A 16,909-nucleotide genomic window follows, 5' to 3' on the forward strand; every position below is an offset into this window, starting at 1 on the left:
TCGGGAATCTTTCTGCTTGCGGGTTCGCCCATGCATAGGGCGCGGCAAGCCAATTGTGAACGGCGACTTTGTCACGGTGACATGAATGGTGCCACCGCTGCTTCTTGAGCCGCGTTGCGCTTCCGCCGACTGTTTGATCAGGCGATCGCGAAGCGTCAGTAGCCGCTTGCCGACCCTTCCGTTGCGCGGCTGTCCATGGCGCCATTATAGCGGGCACCGCCGCCTTTTGCGATGGCCGCAAGGCTTTTGCCGCCGACGAGGATGCCGGCGGCCTGGCCCCATTGCGGCGCATCATTGCCGCCATCGAAGCTGTAGCCCATGGCGGCGAGCGTCTTTTCCGTATCCGGCGAAACTGCATACGGTTCGAGAAAGACCTTGTCGGGCTGCCATTGATGATGGATGCGCGGAGCATTGACCGCCTGGCTGATGTCCATGCCGAAATCGACAACGTTGAGGATCGCCTCCAGCGTGATGGTGATGATGCGCGAGCCGCCGGGGCTGCCGATCACCATGAAGGGCTTGCCGTCCCGAGTGACGATCGTCGGGCTCATTGAGGAGAGCGGCGTCTTCTTCGGGGCGATGGCATTGGCCTCGCCCTGCACCAGTCCGTAGAGGTTCGGCACGCCGGGCTTGGAGGTGAAGTCGTCCATCTCGTTGTTGAGCAGCACACCGGTGCCGGGGGCTACGACGGCGGCACCGAAGGAGCCATTCAGTGTATAGGTGACGGCGACCGCATTGCCCTCGTCGTCGATGATCGAATAATGCGTCGTCTCGGTGCTTTCCTTACCGCCGAGCGGTTTCAGGTTCGCCGAGGTGCCGGCCTTGTAAGGGTCGATCTTGGCTGCGATCTCCAAAGCATATTTCTTGTCGAGTAGTTTTGTCACCGGATTCTCGACGAAATCGGGATCGCCGAGTGCAGCATTGCGGTCGACATAGGCATAGCGCATAGCCTCGACCATGATGTGCACGGTTTCGGCCGAGTTATAGCCGAGATAGGACAGCGGATAGCCTTCGAGAACGTTGAGGATCTCGCAGATGATGACGCCGCCGGAAGAAGGCGGCGGCGAGGAGATGATGTCGTAGCCGCGGTAATTGCACTCGATTGGCTTCAGCTCGCGCACCGCATATTGCTCGAAATCCTCCTTGGCGAGGATGCCGCCATTGGCCTGGCTCGCCTTGACGATCGCCTCGGCGGGCGCGGCCTTGTAGAAGGCGTCGGGGCCTTTTTCGGAGATGCCTGCCAGGACGGCGGCAAGGTCCGGTTGCTGGAGTTTTTCGCCGGAAGCATAGGGTTTGCCGTCCGCTTTCAGGAAGATCTTTGCCGCGGGTTCATCCTTGGCGAGGCGTTTGGCGTTGCCGGCGAAACTTGCCGCGTCGCCCTGTTCCAGCGTGAAACCTTCCTTGGCGAAGCGGAGCGCCGGCGCGATCAGTTCTTGGCGCGATTTGCTGCCGTATTTCTCGCGCGCGGTCTCGAAGCCCATGACGGAGCCGGGTACGCCGACGGCAAGATAACCGTCGAGGCTGGCACGCGGCACGATATCGCCCTTGGCGTCGAGATACATGGTCTTGGTGGCGGCAAGCGGTGCGCGTTCGCGGAAATCGAGGAAGGTCTTCGTGCCGTCCTTCAGGCGGATGGTCATGAAGCCGCCACCTCCGAGATTGCCGGCTGAGGGATAGACAACCGCCAGTGCATAACCGACGGCGACCGCTGCATCGACGGCATTGCCGCCGCTTTTCAGCACGTCGACGCCGACGTCGGTCGCCAGATGCTGGGCAGTGACCACCATGCCATGCTCGGCTTCGACGGGCGCAGGCGAGGCGGCAAAAGCCGAGGTCAGGCTCAGCGACAATGCTGATATGACGGAGATCGTCCCGATATGCAGACGGCCCATGATTTCCCCTCCTATGGACAATGATAGAAAACATATGGGGCTGCCGCAGCCCGCGGCAATGCAAAGGATTCGCTTTATGCGGAGCATGATGCCGAAATGTGTAAGCGGTTTTCGGACGACATCATCCTCTAACCATTTAATTTAGATCAGGATTCAGATTTTAGGCCGACCCGGCCTAAGATCATCCTGTTCTAGGAGTTCGGCAAGTTTCCTGTTGGTGTCGTCATCGAGCGGCGTGTAGACGATAAGCTTCATCTCCGGCCGGTTCGTCTGTGTCAGGCCGGTATGTTCGAAGGACATGCGGCCCTTGACGGGGTGATCGATGCGCTTGATGCCGGACAGCGGGCTGATGACCTCGTGGCGCTGCCACCAGTTGCGAAATTCGCCGCTTGCCTGCTTCAGCAGCGCGATCAGCCGCTCGAAATCCGGATCGCCGGCATAACGCGCGCTATCGGCGCGAAACATCGCCAGCGAGACGCGAGCAACCGATTCCCAATCGACGAGCAGCCGGCGATGCGCCGGGTCGACGAAGAGACGGTGCATAATGTTGCACTCGTCGCGATCGAGCGTGTCATAGCCACCGAAAAGCACGTCGGCGGCGCGGTTCCAGGCGAGCACATCCCATCGGCGGCCGAGCACATAGGCCGGTTGGTGAGTAAGGTTGGTAAGCATGCGTTGCAACGGCTCGTCGACGCATTCGGGTGCGGACGATACTGCCCGCGGCACTTGCCGATTGTTGAGGGTGAAGAGATGCTGGCGCTCGACCTCGTCGAGGCGCAGCGCATCGGCAAGGGCATTGAGCACCTGTGCGGAGGGACTGACGTCGCGGCCCTGTTCCAGCCATGTGTACCAGGTGGTGCCGACGCCGGCGAGCATGGCGAGCTCCTCGCGGCGGAGACCCGGCGTGCGCCGGCGAAACCCCTCCGGCAGGCCAACCTCGGAGGGCGTCAGCCGCTCGCGACGGGAGCGCAGGAAGGCTGCGAATTCACGGCGGCGGGCTTCGAATGTGTCGGATCGCTGGTCCATGGCGGCGATCATATCAGTATTGATACTAGGATAAAACTGGAACTGTTTGCCGTTTCCGAGCCGCGCATGATGCCGGTGTCGCAGCTGTTGAAGCGTCTGCGGCTCGATCAATTCAAGGAGCAGCATCATGTCTTTGCAGCATGTGGTCGTCATCGGCGGTTCTTCCGGCATCGGCCTTGCCACGGCGAAATTACTTTTGAAACAGGGGTATACGGTCATCATTGCGGGTCGCGACGCTGAAAAGCTGGCGGCGGCGAAGGCTTCGCTCGATGGCGATCTGCGCAGCCTCGTGCTCGATGCGACGCAGCTTTCCAGCCTCGGGGAGGCTTTCGCCGGCATCGGCGCGTTCGGTCATCTCGTGCTGGCGATGGGCAGCGGCCATGGCGCCGGACCTTTTGCCACGCTCGACATGGCGGATCTGCTCGCCGGATTCCAGACCAAACTCATTCCGCATGCCGCGGCGGCACAGGCGGCCCTGCCGTTCTTGCCGCCGGGTGGCAGCATCACCTTCGTCTCCGCGGTCAGTGCGCAGGCTGCAATGCCCGGTACATCGGGGCTTGCGGCCATCAATGCCGGCATCGAGGCGATGGTGCCCGTGCTTGCCGTCGAACTGAAGCCGCTGCGTGTCAACGGCGTTTCTCCCGGGGTCGTCGATACGCCCTGGTGGAATTTCCTGCCGCCGGAGCAGCGCGGCAGCGTCTTTGCGGATTTCGCCGGCCGCACGCCGGTCGGCCGTGTCGGCCGGCCGGAGGATATTGCCCAAGCGATCGCCTTCCTGATCGGAAACGGCTTCATGAGCGGCCATGTCGTCACCTGCGACGGCGGTGTGCGTCTCAGCGCGTGAGGCAGGTTTCCGGCGGTACGGCCGATCGTCTCGTCGGCGGGAAATTCCAAGCCGCAGAGCTTATGCGCCATGCAGGGCGCCTGGCCCCAGCGATGACACGGTTGCGACCGTTCGATCGCGTGATGCGGCGGCAAGCCTCTCTTCGGCCTTGCGGGCGATTGCCTGCAGGTCGCGCGGCTTGCCGGCGATCTTCTCCATGGCGGCGATGGCGACATCGGTTGCGAGGTAATCCGGCTTGTGGCCGACGCCGCTAACGGTAATGAGCTCGGAGCCTGATATATCGCGGGCGAGGCCGCGCGAGTGCAGGTGTTCCCAGACGATCTCGTCGCGGTCGCCCGTTATGATGACGGTCGGCGCGGTGATCTGCGAATAGAGCAGCGACTGCTCCTTCACATAGGCGAGCAGTCTTTTGAAATCGGCGGCATTGTTGTGGAAGGCACTGGGGCGCAACACCAGCGACGGACCGGTTTTTTCGATGTAGTCGGCCGGGCGAGGATTGGGACGGAAGACATTCAGCGTGCCGCGCTCCAGCCGGCTCAGCCCGAGCGGCACGACGATCGCATGGTTGAAGAGCCAGCCGATGATCGGCACGGTCGCCACATGATAGTACCAGTCGATGCCGCCCGGCCATGGATGGGTGGCGGGCGCGAGGAAAAGCAGGCCGACGGTCTTGTCAGGATGGCGCAGGCCGAAGGCGGCGGTGATCGCGCCGCCGAAGGAATGGCCGACAATGATCGCCTTCTCGATGCCACGCTTCTCCATCAGCCTAGCGATCGCATCGGCCTGGCCGGAGGGGACGGCGTTCTCTAGGCCCCCGCGTTCGGAATAGCCATGACCGGGACGATCGACGAACAGCATTTCCGCCCGGCCTTCGAGTGCGGCGCGGAAGGCAACGACCTGGTCGAGCAGATTGCCACTGGCACCGTGAATGAAGACCAGCGCCGGCAGATCCGCATTTTCGGGACGCTCGATGTGGACGGCATTCATGCGGTAACCGCCGACATCCGTCAGTTCGCCGATATTCGGATAGGCGTGTTCGAACTGCCGCGCCTTATAGGATGAATAACCGATGGCGGCGGCGAGCGGGGCGAGAAGAGCGGAAACTTCTGCAAGCATGATCTCAACGAGCGATAATTGCGGGATGACCTGCGGCGGACAACCGCCACATCGTTCCCTCCAAAGTCTAAAATTGTGCGGCGTGATCCGACGTCAAGATCGCTGACCGGGAATCAGGTGCGGTTGCCGGCAAGTTTTTCCGCAAGCGTGTTGGCCTGTTCCTGCGCGGTGCGTTCGGCGGGATAGATATCGAGAAAACGCTCCCACGCCTTCAAGGTCAGCTGGTCGTTGCCGGAATTGCTAAGGATCGCCGCCATGCCGGAGAGCGCGCCGAAATGGCGCGGCTCGAGATCGAGAACACGTTCGATGTCGGACATCGACTTGCGATAATTTCCCATGACGAAATTCAGCGTGGCGCGGCGGTTCCAGCTTTCGGCATAATCGGGCTTCAGCGCGATCGCCTCATCAAGGAAATCGAGGGCCGCGGGATTGCGCTTTTCCTCGATCGCCTTGTCAGCCCACTGCATCAGCAGATTGATGGTGGCGCTGCCGGAATCGTTCCATTCCATGCGGATTTCATTGGCGATGCCGCTGGCCTTTTCGGGATCGCGTTCACGCTTCAGCTGGCTGAAGAGCTGGTCGATGTGCTGCTTCGGCGAACTGTTGGCATCCGCCTGCTCGACGATGACGTCCCTTTTCGCGGCGGCAACGGGCTCTTCCGCGGCGGCGGCCGGAAAGGAGGAGGTGAGGAAAACGAGGGCGAGCGGCAGCGCCGCTGATGTCAAAGCAAAAAAGCGCATGGCGGACATATTAGCCCGCCAGCGCCGAAGATCAAACAAATTTGACGTGATCACCGCAGCGACCCACCGGATACATCCGCCGGCGTAAGCTCACGCGGCACGGCGATCCGGACGCGCGAAATCAGCCCTGACGAGCCTTGAAGCGCGGGTTCAGCTTGTTGATGATGTAGATGCGGCCCTTGCGGCGAACCAGACGGTTGTCACGGTGACGAGCCTTGAGCGACTTGAGCGAATTCTTGATCTTCATTTTTCTGATCCGCGATCTCTATGGGGGAATTCACATTCGCCCGTATCTTTAACAATCAAAAGCGCGCCATCGGGCGCGCTGTTTAGGTGGGGGAGCAGATACCCCGTCACCTTTTGCGTGTCAACCACATGAAGGTGTTTTTCCCAAGGCGCAGGGGTGTTTTCTCAGGCCAAAAGCGGCAATTTCGGCGTCAAGGTGGTGACATGGCCCATCTTGCGGCCGGGGCGCCACTCGGTCTTGCCATAGAGATGAACCAGCGTATCGGGGCGCCGCAGCCAGTCGGGAACGGCAAGGATATCGTCGCCGATCAGGTTCTGCATGACGCAGTCGGAATGGCGCTCGGCATTGCCGAGCGGCAGGCCGGCAACGGCGCGGATATGCTGCTCGAACTGGCTGACGACGCAGGCGGCTTCCGTCCAGTGACCGGAGTTGTGGACACGCGGCGCCATCTCATTGGCAATCAGACGGCCATCGGCAAGCACGAAGAATTCGATGCCGATGACGCCGACATAGTTCAATGCGGCAAGGATTTTCTCGGCCGATTGCCGCGCGGCGTCCGCCGCCGGCGCGGAGATCGCGGCGGGAACCGTCGAAGTGTGGAGGATACCGTTGCGGTGGACATTCTCGGCGGGATCGAAGCAGACGACCGTACCGTCGGTGGCGCGGGCGGCGATGATCGAGACCTCACGCTCAAAGGCGACGAAGCTTTCGAGGATGAGCGGCACGCCGCCAAGTGCTGCATAGGCGCCATCCGGGCTGTCTGCGGCCGAGCGGAAAACCTTCTGGCCCTTGCCGTCATAACCGAGTCGGCGGGTCTTCAGCACGCCCTGGCCGCCGAAATCCTTCAGTGCCGTCCCGAGGTCGGCCTGGCTGTCGATTGCATGGAAGCGGGCAGTGGTTATCCCGCAGCCGTTGAGAAATCGTTTTTCGACGAAGCGGTCCTGGGCGGCTTCCAGCGCCTTCGGCGGCGGATAGACGGACACGCGCGCCGACAGCGTTTCGGCGGCTGCGACGGGCACGTTCTCGAATTCGTAGGTCACGACGTCGCAGATATCGGCGAGTTCGGCCAGTGCCGCCGGATCGTCATAGGCGGCGGTGATCTGCCGGCTGGCGAGCTGGGCGGCCGGGCAGTCCGTCTGCGGCTCGAGGATGATAGTGCGAAAATTCAACCTGGCGGCGGCAATGGCGAGCATGCGGCCGAGCTGGCCGCCGCCGATAATGCCGATCGTTCCTGCCGTCATAGATCGTCCATTGGGTATTCGGCGACGGCAGCACTCTGGCGCTCGCGCCATTCGTCGAGCCGGTCGGCGATTTCTTCGTCGGAAAGGGCAAGCACGGCGGCGGCGAGAAGGGCGGCGTTGACTGCGCCGGCCTTGCCGATGGCAAGCGTGCCCACAGGAATACCGGCCGGCATCTGCACGATGGAAAGGAGGCTGTCCTGGCCGGACAGGGCTTTCGACTGGACCGGCACGCCGAAGACCGGCAGCGGCGTCATCGAGGCGGTCATACCCGGCAGGTGGGCGGCGCCGCCGGCGCCGGCGATGATGACCTTGAAGCCCTCCGCGCGTGCGCCCTTGGCGAAATTGACCAGCCGGTCGACTGTGCGGTGCGCCGAAATGATGCGCGCGTCATAGGGAATTTCCAGCGCCTCCAGCGTGTCGGCGGCGTTTTTCATGGTCTCCCAGTCGGACTGGCTGCCCATGATGATGGCGACGGGTGGTCTGTCTGTCATCGTTGCTGCTCTTCCCTCTCAGGCGATGATGTCAGGGATGATCTGATCTTCCAGCTTGGAGAGCTTGTCCTTGATAGCGAGCTTTTTCTTTTTCATGCGCTGGATCCGCAGAGCATCGCATCCGGTCTGGATCATGGCGTTGATCGCGGCGTCGAAATCCTCGTGCTCCTGGCGCAGACGCGCCACCGTGAGCCTGATTTCCGCCTGTTCCTGATCGGCCATATGCATTCCCCGTTATCGTCCTTGGACCTTGTCCGATCTGGCGATGATTTCCGCAAGCTCCTATCACCAAATACAGGTAACGGCTAGTTAGTCTTGATCATGAAATTGCCATCCAGTCTTCATCTTTTGGCCTTCGACAAGCCTTCAAAAATATGTCACAGTCCCGCCGTTGACACCTTGATCCCCGACGATGATGGCCGGGGAGGGTAAGAGGAAGGAAGGGTCATATGACTGTTCAAGCTCATCTTGAGTCACTCCAGAAAAAGCATGTCGCTCTCGAGGAGGAGTTGCACGCGCTCAGAACATCTCCCTCTATTTCCGATACGGAACTTGCCGAATGCAAGCGCCGCAAGTTGCGCATCAAGGACGAGATTCAGCGTCTTAAGTCATCCGTCCACTAATCTTCCCAAGGGTCGCCGGGCGATCATCTTGCGCAACAAGGTAAATCCATCCATTCCACCAAAAATTTGCAAGAACCGGTGATTTGACACCATAGTTGCGCCAGTCCGATGCATCCGGCATCGCGGCTGGCGCTTTTGGGTCGCCACGTCTCACATCGCGTTCTTGTGATTGGTATCGTATTCCCAGATCTTGCGGGAACCTGCATCAGGCCCAGAACTGATCCAGCCACAAATTGAGCTTGTCGAAGCCGCGGTTGTTGACCGTGTAGATGCGTTTGGTGCCTTCCGAGGTCACGGAAACGAGATTGCTGTCGAGAAGCGCCTTCAGGTGCTGCGAAACAGCAGGACGACTGATCGGCAGACCTTCGGCGAGCTCATTGACCGTCCGTGGCGCGCGACGCAATTCCTCCAGCAGAAACCGCCGGTTCGGATCGGCAATCGCGGAGAAAGGGTCTGTGTTCGACATGGCGGCAACGCTACGTCAAACAGGCCGTGCCAGCAAGGAAATTGTGCATTGCAGCGTGCAGCCACTCAAAGTGCTACAGCGTCCTTTGCGCGCTTGAAAAGACGCGCGGCGCTGTAGGGCCGCTTACCAGCCAAGGCCCTCGCGCAGGATCAGGAAGGCGGCGATCAGAGCCATTGCATAGATGAAGGGATAGAAGATCTGTGGCTTCATGCGGCGCACGCACCAGGCGCCGGCAATGGTGGCGAGCGGGGCGAAGGGCAGAAGCGTTGCGGAGGTCGCAAGGTTCTGGGTGCCGAGTTGGCCGAGCGCGAAATAGGGGATCAGCTTGATGGCGTTGAGGATCGCGAAGAAGCGCACGCTGGTGCCGGTATATTCGCGTGGCTGCAATTTGAGCGGCAGGGTATAGATCTGGAAGGGTGCGCCGCCGGCATGGGCGACGAAGCTGCCGTAACCGGAAAATGTGCCCCAGAGGCTGGCTGCTACCGACCGCTGGCCGCGCGGCGGGACCACCTTGCCGGCGCTCGGGCCGAAATTGCTCCAGAAATAGCGCAGGCAGAAGAGAATGGTCACCGCGCCGATGACGATGCGCAGCATGTTGCCCGGAACCAGCGCCGAGGTCGCCCAGCCCAGCGCAATGCCGAAGACGGCGCCCGGCAGCATGATCTTCAGCGTCGCCCGGTCGCCATGCTTGCGCCAGATGACGAGCGAGATCATGTCCATGAAGACCAGGATCGGCAGCAGGATGGCTGCCGCCTCGACCGGCGAGACGACGAGGGCGAGGAAGGGCAAGCCGATCAGCGACAAAGCGTCGCCCATGCCGCCCTTTGCGAGGCCCACCAGCAGAACGGCGGGCACGGCGGCGTAATAGAATGACAAATCCTGCGGCATGCTTTCGACGTCCTCCTCTTGCAAGCCTCGTCTAACGGAACTACTCACACAAAACGAGTGCGGATCCCTCATTTCGAAGGGGAATTCGCAGGAAACGGAAAGACCCCATGACCGAACCGGAAAACCGCTGCCGCCTTGTGCTCATCGTAGCCGATATCGCCGATGCCGATGAACAGGCAAAGATCGTCGCCGACGCGCTGAAGGGCGGCGATGTCGCGTCGGTGATCGTGCCGCAATACGGGCTCGACGACGGCACCTTCCAGAAACATGCCGAAAAGCTGGTGCCGTTGATCCAGGACGCTGGCGCCGCCGCGCTGATTGCAGGCGACAGTCGTGTCGCAGGCCGGGCGAAGGCCGACGGCCTGCACCTTTCCGGCAATGCGGAGGCACTTTCGGAGGCGATCGACAAACATGCGCCGAAGCTGATCGTCGGCGGCGGCAACGCGGCCGACCGGCACCACGCGCTGGAGATCGGCGAAGTCAGGCCGGACTATATCTTCTTCGGCAAGCTCGATGGGGACATCAAGCCGGAGGCGCATCCGAAGAACCTGGCGCTCGGCGAATGGTGGGCCTCGATGATCGAGATTCCCTGCATCGTCATGGGCGGCACCGATCCGGCCTCGGCGCTCGCCGTCGCCGAGACTGGAGCGGAGTTCGTGGCGATGCGGCTGGCGGTCTTCGGCGAGCCTGCCCGGGCGCCGTCCGTCGTTGCCGAAATCAATGCCTTGCTTGACGAAAAAGCGCCACGGTTTGAGGATTGAAATCGCGCTCATGCCGATCCCGCCCTCCCGTCTTTTGAAATATCTCCTCGCCGGCATGGCCGCCTTCCTGGCGGCCGGGCCGAATGTTGCCTTGGCGCAGGCGCCGGACAGCGTCATCAGCCAGCCAGGCACGGGGCCGGCTTCGACCTTTCGCACCGACCGGCCTTCCAGCCCGGGCGTGCAACCCTCCGATGGCGTCGGCGTATTCGACCGCATGGGCGCGAAGCTGCCGGACCTGCCGCCGGAGAAGGATTACAAGGGGCCGATCGACGAGGCCTACGGCGCCTTCCAGCGCGGTTATTACCTGACGGCAATGGACAAGGCGCTGCCGCGCGCCCAGCTCGGCGATCCGGCGGCGCAGACGCTGATCGGGGAAATCCTCTCGCAGGGCCTCGGCGTGAAGAAGGACGTGAAGAGCGCTGCCTTCTGGTACGGCAAGGCGGCCGAAGGCGGCGATGCGGCGGCGATGTTCAAATATGCGCTGATCCTGATGGAAGGCGAAGGTGTGCCGCGTGACAAGGTCAAGGCCGACGACTACATGCACAAGGCGGCCGAGGCGGGCAATCCTTCGGCGGAATTCAACTGGGCACAGCTTCTCATCGCCGACAATCCCGGCGAAAAGGGACTGAGGCTCGCGCTGCCATTCTACGAGAAATCGGCCGAGCAGGGCATTGCCGACTCGCAATATGCCGTGGCGCAGATCTATGCGACGCTGAAGGACCTGCCGGAGGAAAAGAAGAAGCTCGCACGCGAATGGATGGCGCGCGCGGCGCGCGCCGGCTTCGACACGGCCCAGCTCGATCTCGGCATCTGGCTCGTCAACGGCGTCGGCGGACCGAAGGATTACGTCAAGGGCTTCGAATGGCTGAAACTTGCCGCCAATGGTGGCAATGTCGCCGCGCAGAACAAGCTCGCCCATCTCTATATCAATGCGATCGGCACGGCGCCCAATCCGATCGAGGCGGCGAAGTGGTACGTGCTGTCACGCCGGGCCGGGCTCGCCGATCCGGCGCTCGAGGATTTCTATCTCGGCATCGAGGATACCCAGCAGAAGGCGGCGATCGACGCCGCCAACAAGTTCCGGCGGCGATAGCGCCGCTTGGCGACCCGGCCGACGAGGCGGACGGGCTATTGCATAATCCCTTAAATCTGATCGATTTGGGCATTATGCGGCTACGGCGTCCTTTGCGCGTCTGAAAAGACGTGCGGCGGTTTAGCGTTCCAACCTAAAAAAGCGCATCGGCGAAGAGGTCTTCATCGTTTTCGGCTTTGGCGGTTTCGGCGGGAGCGGAGGTGCTGTCCTCGCTCGCCGGAATGATGCCGCGATGAATGCTGCGCTCCTGGACCATCGTATAGTGCTTGAAGATCTTGCGGTCGAGCGACGCGATCGTCTCAGCGAGATCGGAGATATCGGCGACATCGGTGCCGGCGACCCCTTCGAGCATATCGGCGCAGCCGGCAAGGACTTCGCCCAGATTATGCTGGAAATCGAGCTTGCCGATCAATAGGCTGATCTTGTTGGCGACCTCGCGACCGTTCTCGGAGAGCACCTTCAACTCGTTTTCCATGACGTTGGCTGCAGAGCGGATGTTGTCGACGGCCGAGGTCAGGCTTTCTCCGAGATTGCCGGCTCCGGCATCCGTGGCGGGAGCGACGCGCCCGGCCGCCGCTTCGAGCGCCGGCAGGCCGTTGACGATGGCGTCGGCGGAATCGTCGAGCTTGCCGGCGAAAATGCGCAGCTCGGCGGTGACGACGTTGATCGACTTGCCTTCCTCGCCGAGCCGGCTGCAGCGCAGGTTGGTATTCAAAGCCATATAGTGAATGTCGGTCTTGACGGCGCGGATGTTACCGATCGCTTCGGAGAGCTTGGCGGCCGTACCGATCGTCGACTGGCTTACCTGGTCGGCCTGGCGGCTTGCCGTGTCGACCTGCTTGACGATTTCATGGGCGGCCGAAACGCTGGATTCCAGCGCGCGCATGAAGTTGCCGCCGGCCTCGTCATCCTCACCGCTCATCTGATCGCGGAGCTTGAGAATCTCCCGCATGTCGTGGTCGAAACTTGCGATCGTCTTGACGACGTTTTCGGAATCCCGCTGGAAATTTGCGCACATGTCGCTCATCTGCGCCGCTGTCAGATGGTGAATGACGTTCTGGAGGCGCTGGCGTGCGTCGGCATCAAGCCTCACGCCATCCTCGCCGGCAAAGAAATCTTCAAGCAGCGAAAAAGTGGCCTGCACATGCTCGATGCGCTGGCGGGTGATGTCGCCGATCTGCAGGGCAGACAGGGTCGAGGCGACCTTGCTTTGGACGGCGCGGGCAATTGCGCCGACCTCGCGGGCGATGACGCCGAGATCCTTGCGATGTCCGGCGATCTTGGCGGCATCATCTCGGAGCGCTGCCGCGACGGCCGGAACAGTATCGGCATAGCCCTTGGAAACACCGGCGCCAAAGGAAGTGGCGAGCTTGACCTCCTTATCGAGACTGTCAAGGTGCGTGGCGAAACGGTTGACCTCATCGGTGCCGGAATAGATGCGCTCCAGGATCTCCTGCGCAAAGCCGGCGAATTCGGCGAGGCCGGCACCGGTGATCTTCACGGTCACCGCGAAGGTTCTGAGATAACGCATCGTCTCCTGCATGTCGGCTACGTGCTTGCGCAGCTCGCGGCCGGTATGCGCCAGCGAAACGAGCGCCTGTTGCCGGTTTTCTTCGGTGACGGGCAGCGCCATCAGGCTCTCCACCGTGGCACGGAGATCGGCGCTGGTGTCGCTCGCCTCCTTGTTGTCGAGCGTCGTGGTGATGCTCTCGAGCGAGTTCAACAGGCGGTTGAGGACCTCCATCACCGAGAGCAGCACGGTGCCGCCTTCGAGGAAACGTTCCTCGACCTGGCTCCGAGCAGATTCCAGGGTCTGGCTGATGTCCCGCCCAGACGTGTAGGCTACAGCGTTCGACAATACCAGAGCGTGTGCCACTTTTATACCTTTTCTTAAAATACAGGCAATTCGACTCTATTTTTACGGGCAGGATGGAAACGTCCGGTAAACGCGTCGGGACTCGCCAGCGTTGTGATTAACGAAAGATGTCGATGGGGTGCCGGTGAAAGAGTCACCGTCGCGTGGTGTAATTCAACATACTGTTTTTACTTTATTTATTTCTAAATTTTGAGGAAAAAATACAACTTATCCCGGATGAGAATTGGGAGTCGCGGAACGCGCTATACGGCAGTTTCCTACAACCGCTGTTTACTCTGCATTAACGCTGCCGTGAGAGTCCTTTTAGGGTCATCAAGTATTTTTCTGGCCCAGGAGGCTGCATTGGATACTCAGAAACAATATTACGAATCTATAAATTTGCCGGACGTGCTCAGTATTCGTAATGTGTCCGAGCTATATTCAAAGTTTATCGATGAATTTCATAGCAATGATACAATCACCATCAGCATTCCAGAAGGCGCGGAAGCGGATCTGAGTTTCGTTCAACTCATCGAATCCTCGCGCCGCCAAGCAAAAGCCAAGGGAAAGACGTTCAAACTTTCTTCGCCGGCCAGCGGCTCGGTTCTGAAGGTACTTGAGCGAGCAGGTTTCATCGAATCCTTCGATCACGAAGACGCAAAGTTCTGGTTGCATAAAGAGGTGACGTTATGAGTGCAAATATCCTGACTGTTGACGATTCCGCCAGCATTCGTCTGACCACCAAGGTCACGCTGACCAATGCCGGCTATAACGTCACCGAGGCGGTCAACGGGGCAGAGGGCCTCGCGACGGCCAAGGGCAGCAGCTTCGATCTGATCGTGACCGATCTCAACATGCCTATCATGGACGGTCTGACGATGATCGAGGAACTGCGCAAGCTGCCGGCGCAGGCAGGCGTTCCAATCATCTTCCTGACGACGGAATCGGACGCCGATCTCAAGGCGCGCGCCAAGGCCGCCGGCGCGACGGGCTGGCTGACCAAGCCGTTCGACCCGGAAAGCCTAGTGAAGATCGTCAAGAAGGTTCTCGGACGATGAGTACGCTCGATCCCGTCGCCGTATTCCGCACGGAGGCTGCCGAATGCCTCGAAGCGATCGAGGCCGGTCTTCTCGACCTGACCCACCAGCTCGACAACAAGGATCTCGTCGACGCCGTGTTCCGCGGCCTCCACACGCTCAAAGGCTCCGGCGCGATGTTCGGTTTCGAAGCGCTCGCCGCTTTCACCCATCATTGCGAAACGGCCTTCGACCGTGTCCGCAAGGGCGAGGTCGCGGCGACCAGCGAACTCGTCGCCGCCGTTCTCGCCGCCCAGGACCATATGCGAGCCCTGGTCGACCAGCCGGACGCCGATCACGGTGATACCGGGCATAAGCTTCTGGCGCAGCTGCAGGCTGCCGTCGGCGGCAAGGAAGCGGCGCCGGCCGCTGTTTCCGTACCCGCAGCCGTGCGCGACGCTGCGGCGAAGAAGAAGAATAGCTGGCACATCCGCTTCAGCCTACCCGCCAATTCGATGGCCAACGGCACCAACCCGCTCGGCCTGCTGGACGAGCTGCGCGACCTCGGCGAATGCACCGTGCGCGCCAACACCTCGGCCATTCCGCCCCTCGATGCGCTGCCTCCAACGGAACTCCACATTTCCTGGGACGTGACGCTGACCAGCGAGCAGGACCGCTCGGCGATCGACGACGTCTTCATCTTCGTGCTCGACGATATGGAACTCAGCGTCGAGGAGATCAGCGGACGGGCAGCGGCAACCGCCGCTCCGGTCGAGGAGAAGGCTGAACCTGCCCCTGCCGTCGCGGCATCGGCGGCCCCTGTTTCACCGGCCACCGTGCCGGAGTTCCGTCCTGTCGAGGCGGTTCCGGTCAAGCGTGAGGCGCCCGCTGCCGTCAGCCAGGCAAAGGCGGCCGAGAATGTCCGCGTTCCGGCCGAACGTCTCGATGAACTGATGGACCGCGTCGGAGAACTTGTCATCGCGCAATCGCGCCTCAGCCAGCTTGCCAGCGCCAGCGCCGATATCGCGCTGCGCTCCGTCTCGGAAGAAATCGAACGCCTCTCCGGCGAATTGCGCGACACGATGATGGTGCTGCGCATGGTGCCGGTCGCCACCCTCTTCTCCCGCTTCCGCCGCCTTGTCCACGATCTCGCTCGCGAGACCGGCAAGGTGATCGAACTGGTGACGGAGGGCGAGAGCACCGAAGTCGACAAAACCGTCATCGAGCGTCTGGCCGATCCGCTCGTGCATCTGGTGCGCAACTCGATCGATCACGGCCTCGAAACGCCCGCCGACCGCCTTGCCTCCGGCAAGACCGAAGCCGGCACGGTGACGCTTTCGGCCCGCCAGGCCGGCGGCGAGGTGATCATCTCGATCAAGGACGACGGCCGTGGCATCAATCGCGAACGGGTTCGCGCTAAGGCGGAATCCTCCGGCCTCATCCAGCCCGGTCAGCCGCTTTCCGACTCCGAGCTACTGCAGCTGATCTTCGCCCCAGGCTTCTCGACAGCAGCCGCCATCACCAACCTGTCCGGCCGCGGGGTCGGCATGGACGTGGTCAAGAAGACGGTCGAGGCGCTCCGCGGCGCGATCGACATCGTCAGCGTGCCGGGACAGGGTTCGGAAGTGTCGCTGCGCATCCCGCTGACGCTCGCCATCATCGATGGCCTGCTGGTGCGTGTCGGCGCCGGCCGCTACGTGATCCCGCTCTCGGCGGTCGAGGAATGCCTCGAGCTGTCGCTCGAGGAAGATCTGCGCTCGCGCGGCCGCAGCTTCATCTCGCTACGCGACAGCCTGGTGCCGTTTCTGCGCCTGCGCGATCTCTTCCGCACCGGCACCAAGCCCGACGTGCATCAGAAGGTCGTCGTCATCTCGACCGGCACGGAGCGCGTCGGCCTCGTCGTCGACCAGATTATCGGCGACCACCAGACGGTCATCAAGTCGATGTCGAAGCTGCACAATAACGTCGCGACCTTCTCGGGCGCCACCATTCTCGGCGACGGCAGCGTCGCTCTTATTCTCGACGTCGGGCACCTGGTTGCCGCGGGTCAGCAACAGGAGGCGCAATTGCGTGTAGCAGGATGAGTGCAACAGCAGCAGCCGAACGATTTGACAATCACTGGAGCTATGCCGAGGAAGTCGAGGTCCTGACCTTCGATCTCAACGGCGAAACCTTCGCGCTGGAAGCGGTCATCGTCCAGGAAATCCTGGACCTGCTTCCCGAGACCGCGGTGCCGGGCAGCCAGCCCTTCGTCGCCAGCGTTATCAACTTTCGGGGCAAGGTCATTCCGCTCGCCGATCTGCGTCTCGCCTTCGGGATGGAAGCAGCGGAGGCGACGATCGACAGCCGCTTCATCGTCATCGAGATCGATCTGCAGGGCGAGCCGACGCTCGTCGGCCTCAGGACCGATAAGGTGAACGAGGTGACGACGCTTGCAAAATCCGCCAGCGAGGCGCCGCCGAGCGTCGGCATGCGCTGGCGCGCCGATTACATCAACTGCCTGGTGAAGAGGGGCGGAGAATTCATCATTCTCCCCAATCTGCAGGCGATCTTTTCATCGAGGCACGACGCGGCCGGAGCCGCCAGCTGATGTCGGCCGAGTTAAATTTG

The 16,909-nt window shown here is 61.6% G+C and carries 19 protein-coding genes; 8 read left to right on the plus strand and 11 right to left on the minus strand.

The window, feature by feature from the left end:
• Positions 1-155: 155 nt before the first annotated feature.
• Positions 156-1,892: a gamma-glutamyltransferase gene (ggt, locus tag G9X64_RS18350; RefSeq protein ID WP_171377130.1), complete on the minus strand. Its 1,737-nt coding sequence runs from the start codon at positions 1,890-1,892 to the stop codon at positions 156-158.
• A gap of 153 nt (positions 1,893-2,045) precedes the next feature.
• Positions 2,046-2,930, minus strand: coding sequence for a helix-turn-helix transcriptional regulator (locus G9X64_RS18355; RefSeq protein ID WP_171377180.1), 885 nt, complete (start codon positions 2,928-2,930; stop codon positions 2,046-2,048).
• A gap of 115 nt (positions 2,931-3,045) precedes the next feature.
• On the opposite strand from G9X64_RS18355, the gene G9X64_RS18360 reads away from it, so the two are divergent.
• Positions 3,046-3,762, plus strand: a complete 717-nt coding sequence (locus tag G9X64_RS18360) for an SDR family oxidoreductase (protein WP_171377131.1) — start codon at positions 3,046-3,048, stop codon at positions 3,760-3,762.
• 60 nt (positions 3,763-3,822) lie between these two features.
• On the opposite strand, the gene G9X64_RS18365 is transcribed toward G9X64_RS18360, so the two are convergent.
• The 6 genes from G9X64_RS18365 to G9X64_RS18390 form a co-directional block, all read right to left on the minus strand.
• Positions 3,823-4,878 (minus strand): alpha/beta fold hydrolase, encoded by a 1,056-nt coding sequence (locus G9X64_RS18365; protein ID WP_171377132.1) that lies wholly within the window; start codon positions 4,876-4,878, stop codon positions 3,823-3,825.
• A 113-nt stretch (positions 4,879-4,991) separates the two neighbouring features.
• The gene (locus G9X64_RS18370; RefSeq protein ID WP_171377133.1) at positions 4,992-5,627 is read right to left on the minus strand and encodes a tetratricopeptide repeat protein; all 636 of its coding nucleotides are present in this window, start codon (positions 5,625-5,627) and stop codon (positions 4,992-4,994) included.
• 112 nt (positions 5,628-5,739) lie between these two features.
• On the minus strand, positions 5,740-5,865 hold the full coding sequence (gene ykgO, locus G9X64_RS18375) for a type B 50S ribosomal protein L36 (RefSeq protein WP_003566454.1): 126 nt from the start codon (positions 5,863-5,865) through the stop codon (positions 5,740-5,742).
• A 164-nt stretch (positions 5,866-6,029) separates the two neighbouring features.
• Positions 6,030-7,106 carry a 5-(carboxyamino)imidazole ribonucleotide synthase gene (locus G9X64_RS18380; protein WP_171377134.1) on the minus strand — a complete coding sequence of 359 codons (1,077 nt, stop codon included), beginning with the start codon at positions 7,104-7,106 and terminating at the stop codon, positions 6,030-6,032.
• The gene (gene purE, locus G9X64_RS18385) at positions 7,103-7,597 is read right to left on the minus strand and encodes a 5-(carboxyamino)imidazole ribonucleotide mutase (protein WP_168308525.1); all 495 of its coding nucleotides are present in this window, start codon (positions 7,595-7,597) and stop codon (positions 7,103-7,105) included. The genes G9X64_RS18380 and purE overlap by 4 nt, the downstream gene beginning before the upstream one ends.
• A gap of 18 nt (positions 7,598-7,615) precedes the next feature.
• Positions 7,616-7,819, minus strand: coding sequence for a YdcH family protein (locus G9X64_RS18390; RefSeq protein ID WP_168308524.1), 204 nt, complete (start codon positions 7,817-7,819; stop codon positions 7,616-7,618).
• A 227-nt stretch (positions 7,820-8,046) separates the two neighbouring features.
• On the opposite strand from G9X64_RS18390, the gene G9X64_RS18395 reads away from it, so the two are divergent.
• Complete coding sequence (locus G9X64_RS18395; RefSeq protein WP_003542831.1) at positions 8,047-8,220, plus strand: YdcH family protein; 174 nt, start codon at positions 8,047-8,049, stop codon at positions 8,218-8,220.
• 205 nt (positions 8,221-8,425) lie between these two features.
• Here G9X64_RS18395 and G9X64_RS18400 read toward each other — a convergent pair whose 3' ends face one another.
• Both G9X64_RS18400 and G9X64_RS18405 read right to left on the minus strand, forming a co-directional pair.
• Positions 8,426-8,686 carry an ArsR/SmtB family transcription factor gene (locus G9X64_RS18400; RefSeq protein WP_003542830.1) on the minus strand — a complete coding sequence of 87 codons (261 nt, stop codon included), beginning with the start codon at positions 8,684-8,686 and terminating at the stop codon, positions 8,426-8,428.
• Between the two features lie 123 nt (positions 8,687-8,809).
• The gene (locus tag G9X64_RS18405; RefSeq protein ID WP_171377135.1) at positions 8,810-9,574 is read right to left on the minus strand and encodes a sulfite exporter TauE/SafE family protein; all 765 of its coding nucleotides are present in this window, start codon (positions 9,572-9,574) and stop codon (positions 8,810-8,812) included.
• Positions 9,575-9,681: 107 nt separating this feature from the next.
• Between G9X64_RS18405 and G9X64_RS18410 the strand changes: the two genes are divergently transcribed.
• A complete protein-coding gene (locus G9X64_RS18410) occupies positions 9,682-10,335 on the plus strand; it encodes a thiamine phosphate synthase (protein WP_020051578.1) in 654 nt (217 codons plus the stop codon).
• Positions 10,336-10,345: 10 nt separating this feature from the next.
• Positions 10,346-11,428, plus strand: a complete 1,083-nt coding sequence (locus G9X64_RS18415; protein WP_168308522.1) for a tetratricopeptide repeat protein — start codon at positions 10,346-10,348, stop codon at positions 11,426-11,428.
• Between the two features lie 133 nt (positions 11,429-11,561).
• Here G9X64_RS18415 and G9X64_RS18420 read toward each other — a convergent pair whose 3' ends face one another.
• The gene (locus tag G9X64_RS18420) at positions 11,562-13,304 is read right to left on the minus strand and encodes a methyl-accepting chemotaxis protein (RefSeq protein WP_168308521.1); all 1,743 of its coding nucleotides are present in this window, start codon (positions 13,302-13,304) and stop codon (positions 11,562-11,564) included.
• Between the two features lie 342 nt (positions 13,305-13,646).
• Here G9X64_RS18420 and G9X64_RS18425 point away from each other — a divergent pair, with 342 nt between their 5' ends.
• From G9X64_RS18425 to G9X64_RS18440, 4 genes are read left to right on the plus strand one after another with little or no spacing between them, the layout of a single operon-like run.
• On the plus strand, positions 13,647-13,976 hold the full coding sequence (locus G9X64_RS18425; RefSeq protein ID WP_168308520.1) for an STAS domain-containing protein: 330 nt from the start codon (positions 13,647-13,649) through the stop codon (positions 13,974-13,976).
• Positions 13,973-14,341 (plus strand): response regulator, encoded by a 369-nt coding sequence (locus G9X64_RS18430; RefSeq protein WP_171377136.1) that lies wholly within the window; start codon positions 13,973-13,975, stop codon positions 14,339-14,341. The genes G9X64_RS18425 and G9X64_RS18430 overlap by 4 nt, the downstream gene beginning before the upstream one ends.
• On the plus strand, positions 14,338-16,383 hold the full coding sequence (locus tag G9X64_RS18435; RefSeq protein WP_168315361.1) for a chemotaxis protein CheA: 2,046 nt from the start codon (positions 14,338-14,340) through the stop codon (positions 16,381-16,383). The genes G9X64_RS18430 and G9X64_RS18435 overlap by 4 nt, the downstream gene beginning before the upstream one ends.
• Complete coding sequence (locus G9X64_RS18440; RefSeq protein WP_065281214.1) at positions 16,380-16,889, plus strand: chemotaxis protein CheW; 510 nt, start codon at positions 16,380-16,382, stop codon at positions 16,887-16,889. The genes G9X64_RS18435 and G9X64_RS18440 overlap by 4 nt, the downstream gene beginning before the upstream one ends.
• Positions 16,890-16,909 lie beyond the last annotated feature (20 nt).

It is taken from the genome of Rhizobium sophorae, from assembly GCF_013087515.1.
Lineage (GTDB): Bacteria > Pseudomonadota > Alphaproteobacteria > Rhizobiales > Rhizobiaceae > Rhizobium > Rhizobium sophorae.

Excerpts from the sequence above, each read along its gene's own strand:
- G9X64_RS18380 (WP_171377134.1), bottom strand. The coding sequence starts at position 7,106 with ATGACGGCAGGAACGATCGGCATTATCGGCGGCGGCCAGCTCGGCCGC.
- G9X64_RS18365 (WP_171377132.1), bottom strand. The coding sequence starts at position 4,878 with ATGCTTGCAGAAGTTTCCGCTCTTCTCGCCCCGCTCGCCGCCGCCATC.
- G9X64_RS18410 (WP_020051578.1), top strand. The coding sequence starts at position 9,682 with ATGACCGAACCGGAAAACCGCTGCCGCCTTGTGCTCATCGTAGCCGAT.
- G9X64_RS18415 (WP_168308522.1), top strand. The coding sequence starts at position 10,346 with ATGCCGATCCCGCCCTCCCGTCTTTTGAAATATCTCCTCGCCGGCATG.
- G9X64_RS18435 (WP_168315361.1), top strand. The coding sequence starts at position 14,338 with ATGAGTACGCTCGATCCCGTCGCCGTATTCCGCACGGAGGCTGCCGAA.
- ggt (WP_171377130.1), bottom strand. The coding sequence starts at position 1,892 with ATGGGCCGTCTGCATATCGGGACGATCTCCGTCATATCAGCATTGTCG.
- ykgO (WP_003566454.1), bottom strand. The coding sequence starts at position 5,865 with ATGAAGATCAAGAATTCGCTCAAGTCGCTCAAGGCTCGTCACCGTGAC.
- G9X64_RS18395 (WP_003542831.1), top strand. The coding sequence starts at position 8,047 with ATGACTGTTCAAGCTCATCTTGAGTCACTCCAGAAAAAGCATGTCGCT.
- G9X64_RS18390 (WP_168308524.1), bottom strand. The coding sequence starts at position 7,819 with ATGGCCGATCAGGAACAGGCGGAAATCAGGCTCACGGTGGCGCGTCTG.
- G9X64_RS18355 (WP_171377180.1), bottom strand. The coding sequence starts at position 2,930 with ATGATCGCCGCCATGGACCAGCGATCCGACACATTCGAAGCCCGCCGC.
- purE (WP_168308525.1), bottom strand. The coding sequence starts at position 7,597 with ATGACAGACAGACCACCCGTCGCCATCATCATGGGCAGCCAGTCCGAC.
- G9X64_RS18400 (WP_003542830.1), bottom strand. The coding sequence starts at position 8,686 with ATGTCGAACACAGACCCTTTCTCCGCGATTGCCGATCCGAACCGGCGG.
- G9X64_RS18430 (WP_171377136.1), top strand. The coding sequence starts at position 13,973 with ATGAGTGCAAATATCCTGACTGTTGACGATTCCGCCAGCATTCGTCTG.
- G9X64_RS18360 (WP_171377131.1), top strand. The coding sequence starts at position 3,046 with ATGTCTTTGCAGCATGTGGTCGTCATCGGCGGTTCTTCCGGCATCGGC.
- G9X64_RS18405 (WP_171377135.1), bottom strand. The coding sequence starts at position 9,574 with ATGCCGCAGGATTTGTCATTCTATTACGCCGCCGTGCCCGCCGTTCTG.
- G9X64_RS18370 (WP_171377133.1), bottom strand. The coding sequence starts at position 5,627 with ATGTCCGCCATGCGCTTTTTTGCTTTGACATCAGCGGCGCTGCCGCTC.
- G9X64_RS18440 (WP_065281214.1), top strand. The coding sequence starts at position 16,380 with ATGAGTGCAACAGCAGCAGCCGAACGATTTGACAATCACTGGAGCTAT.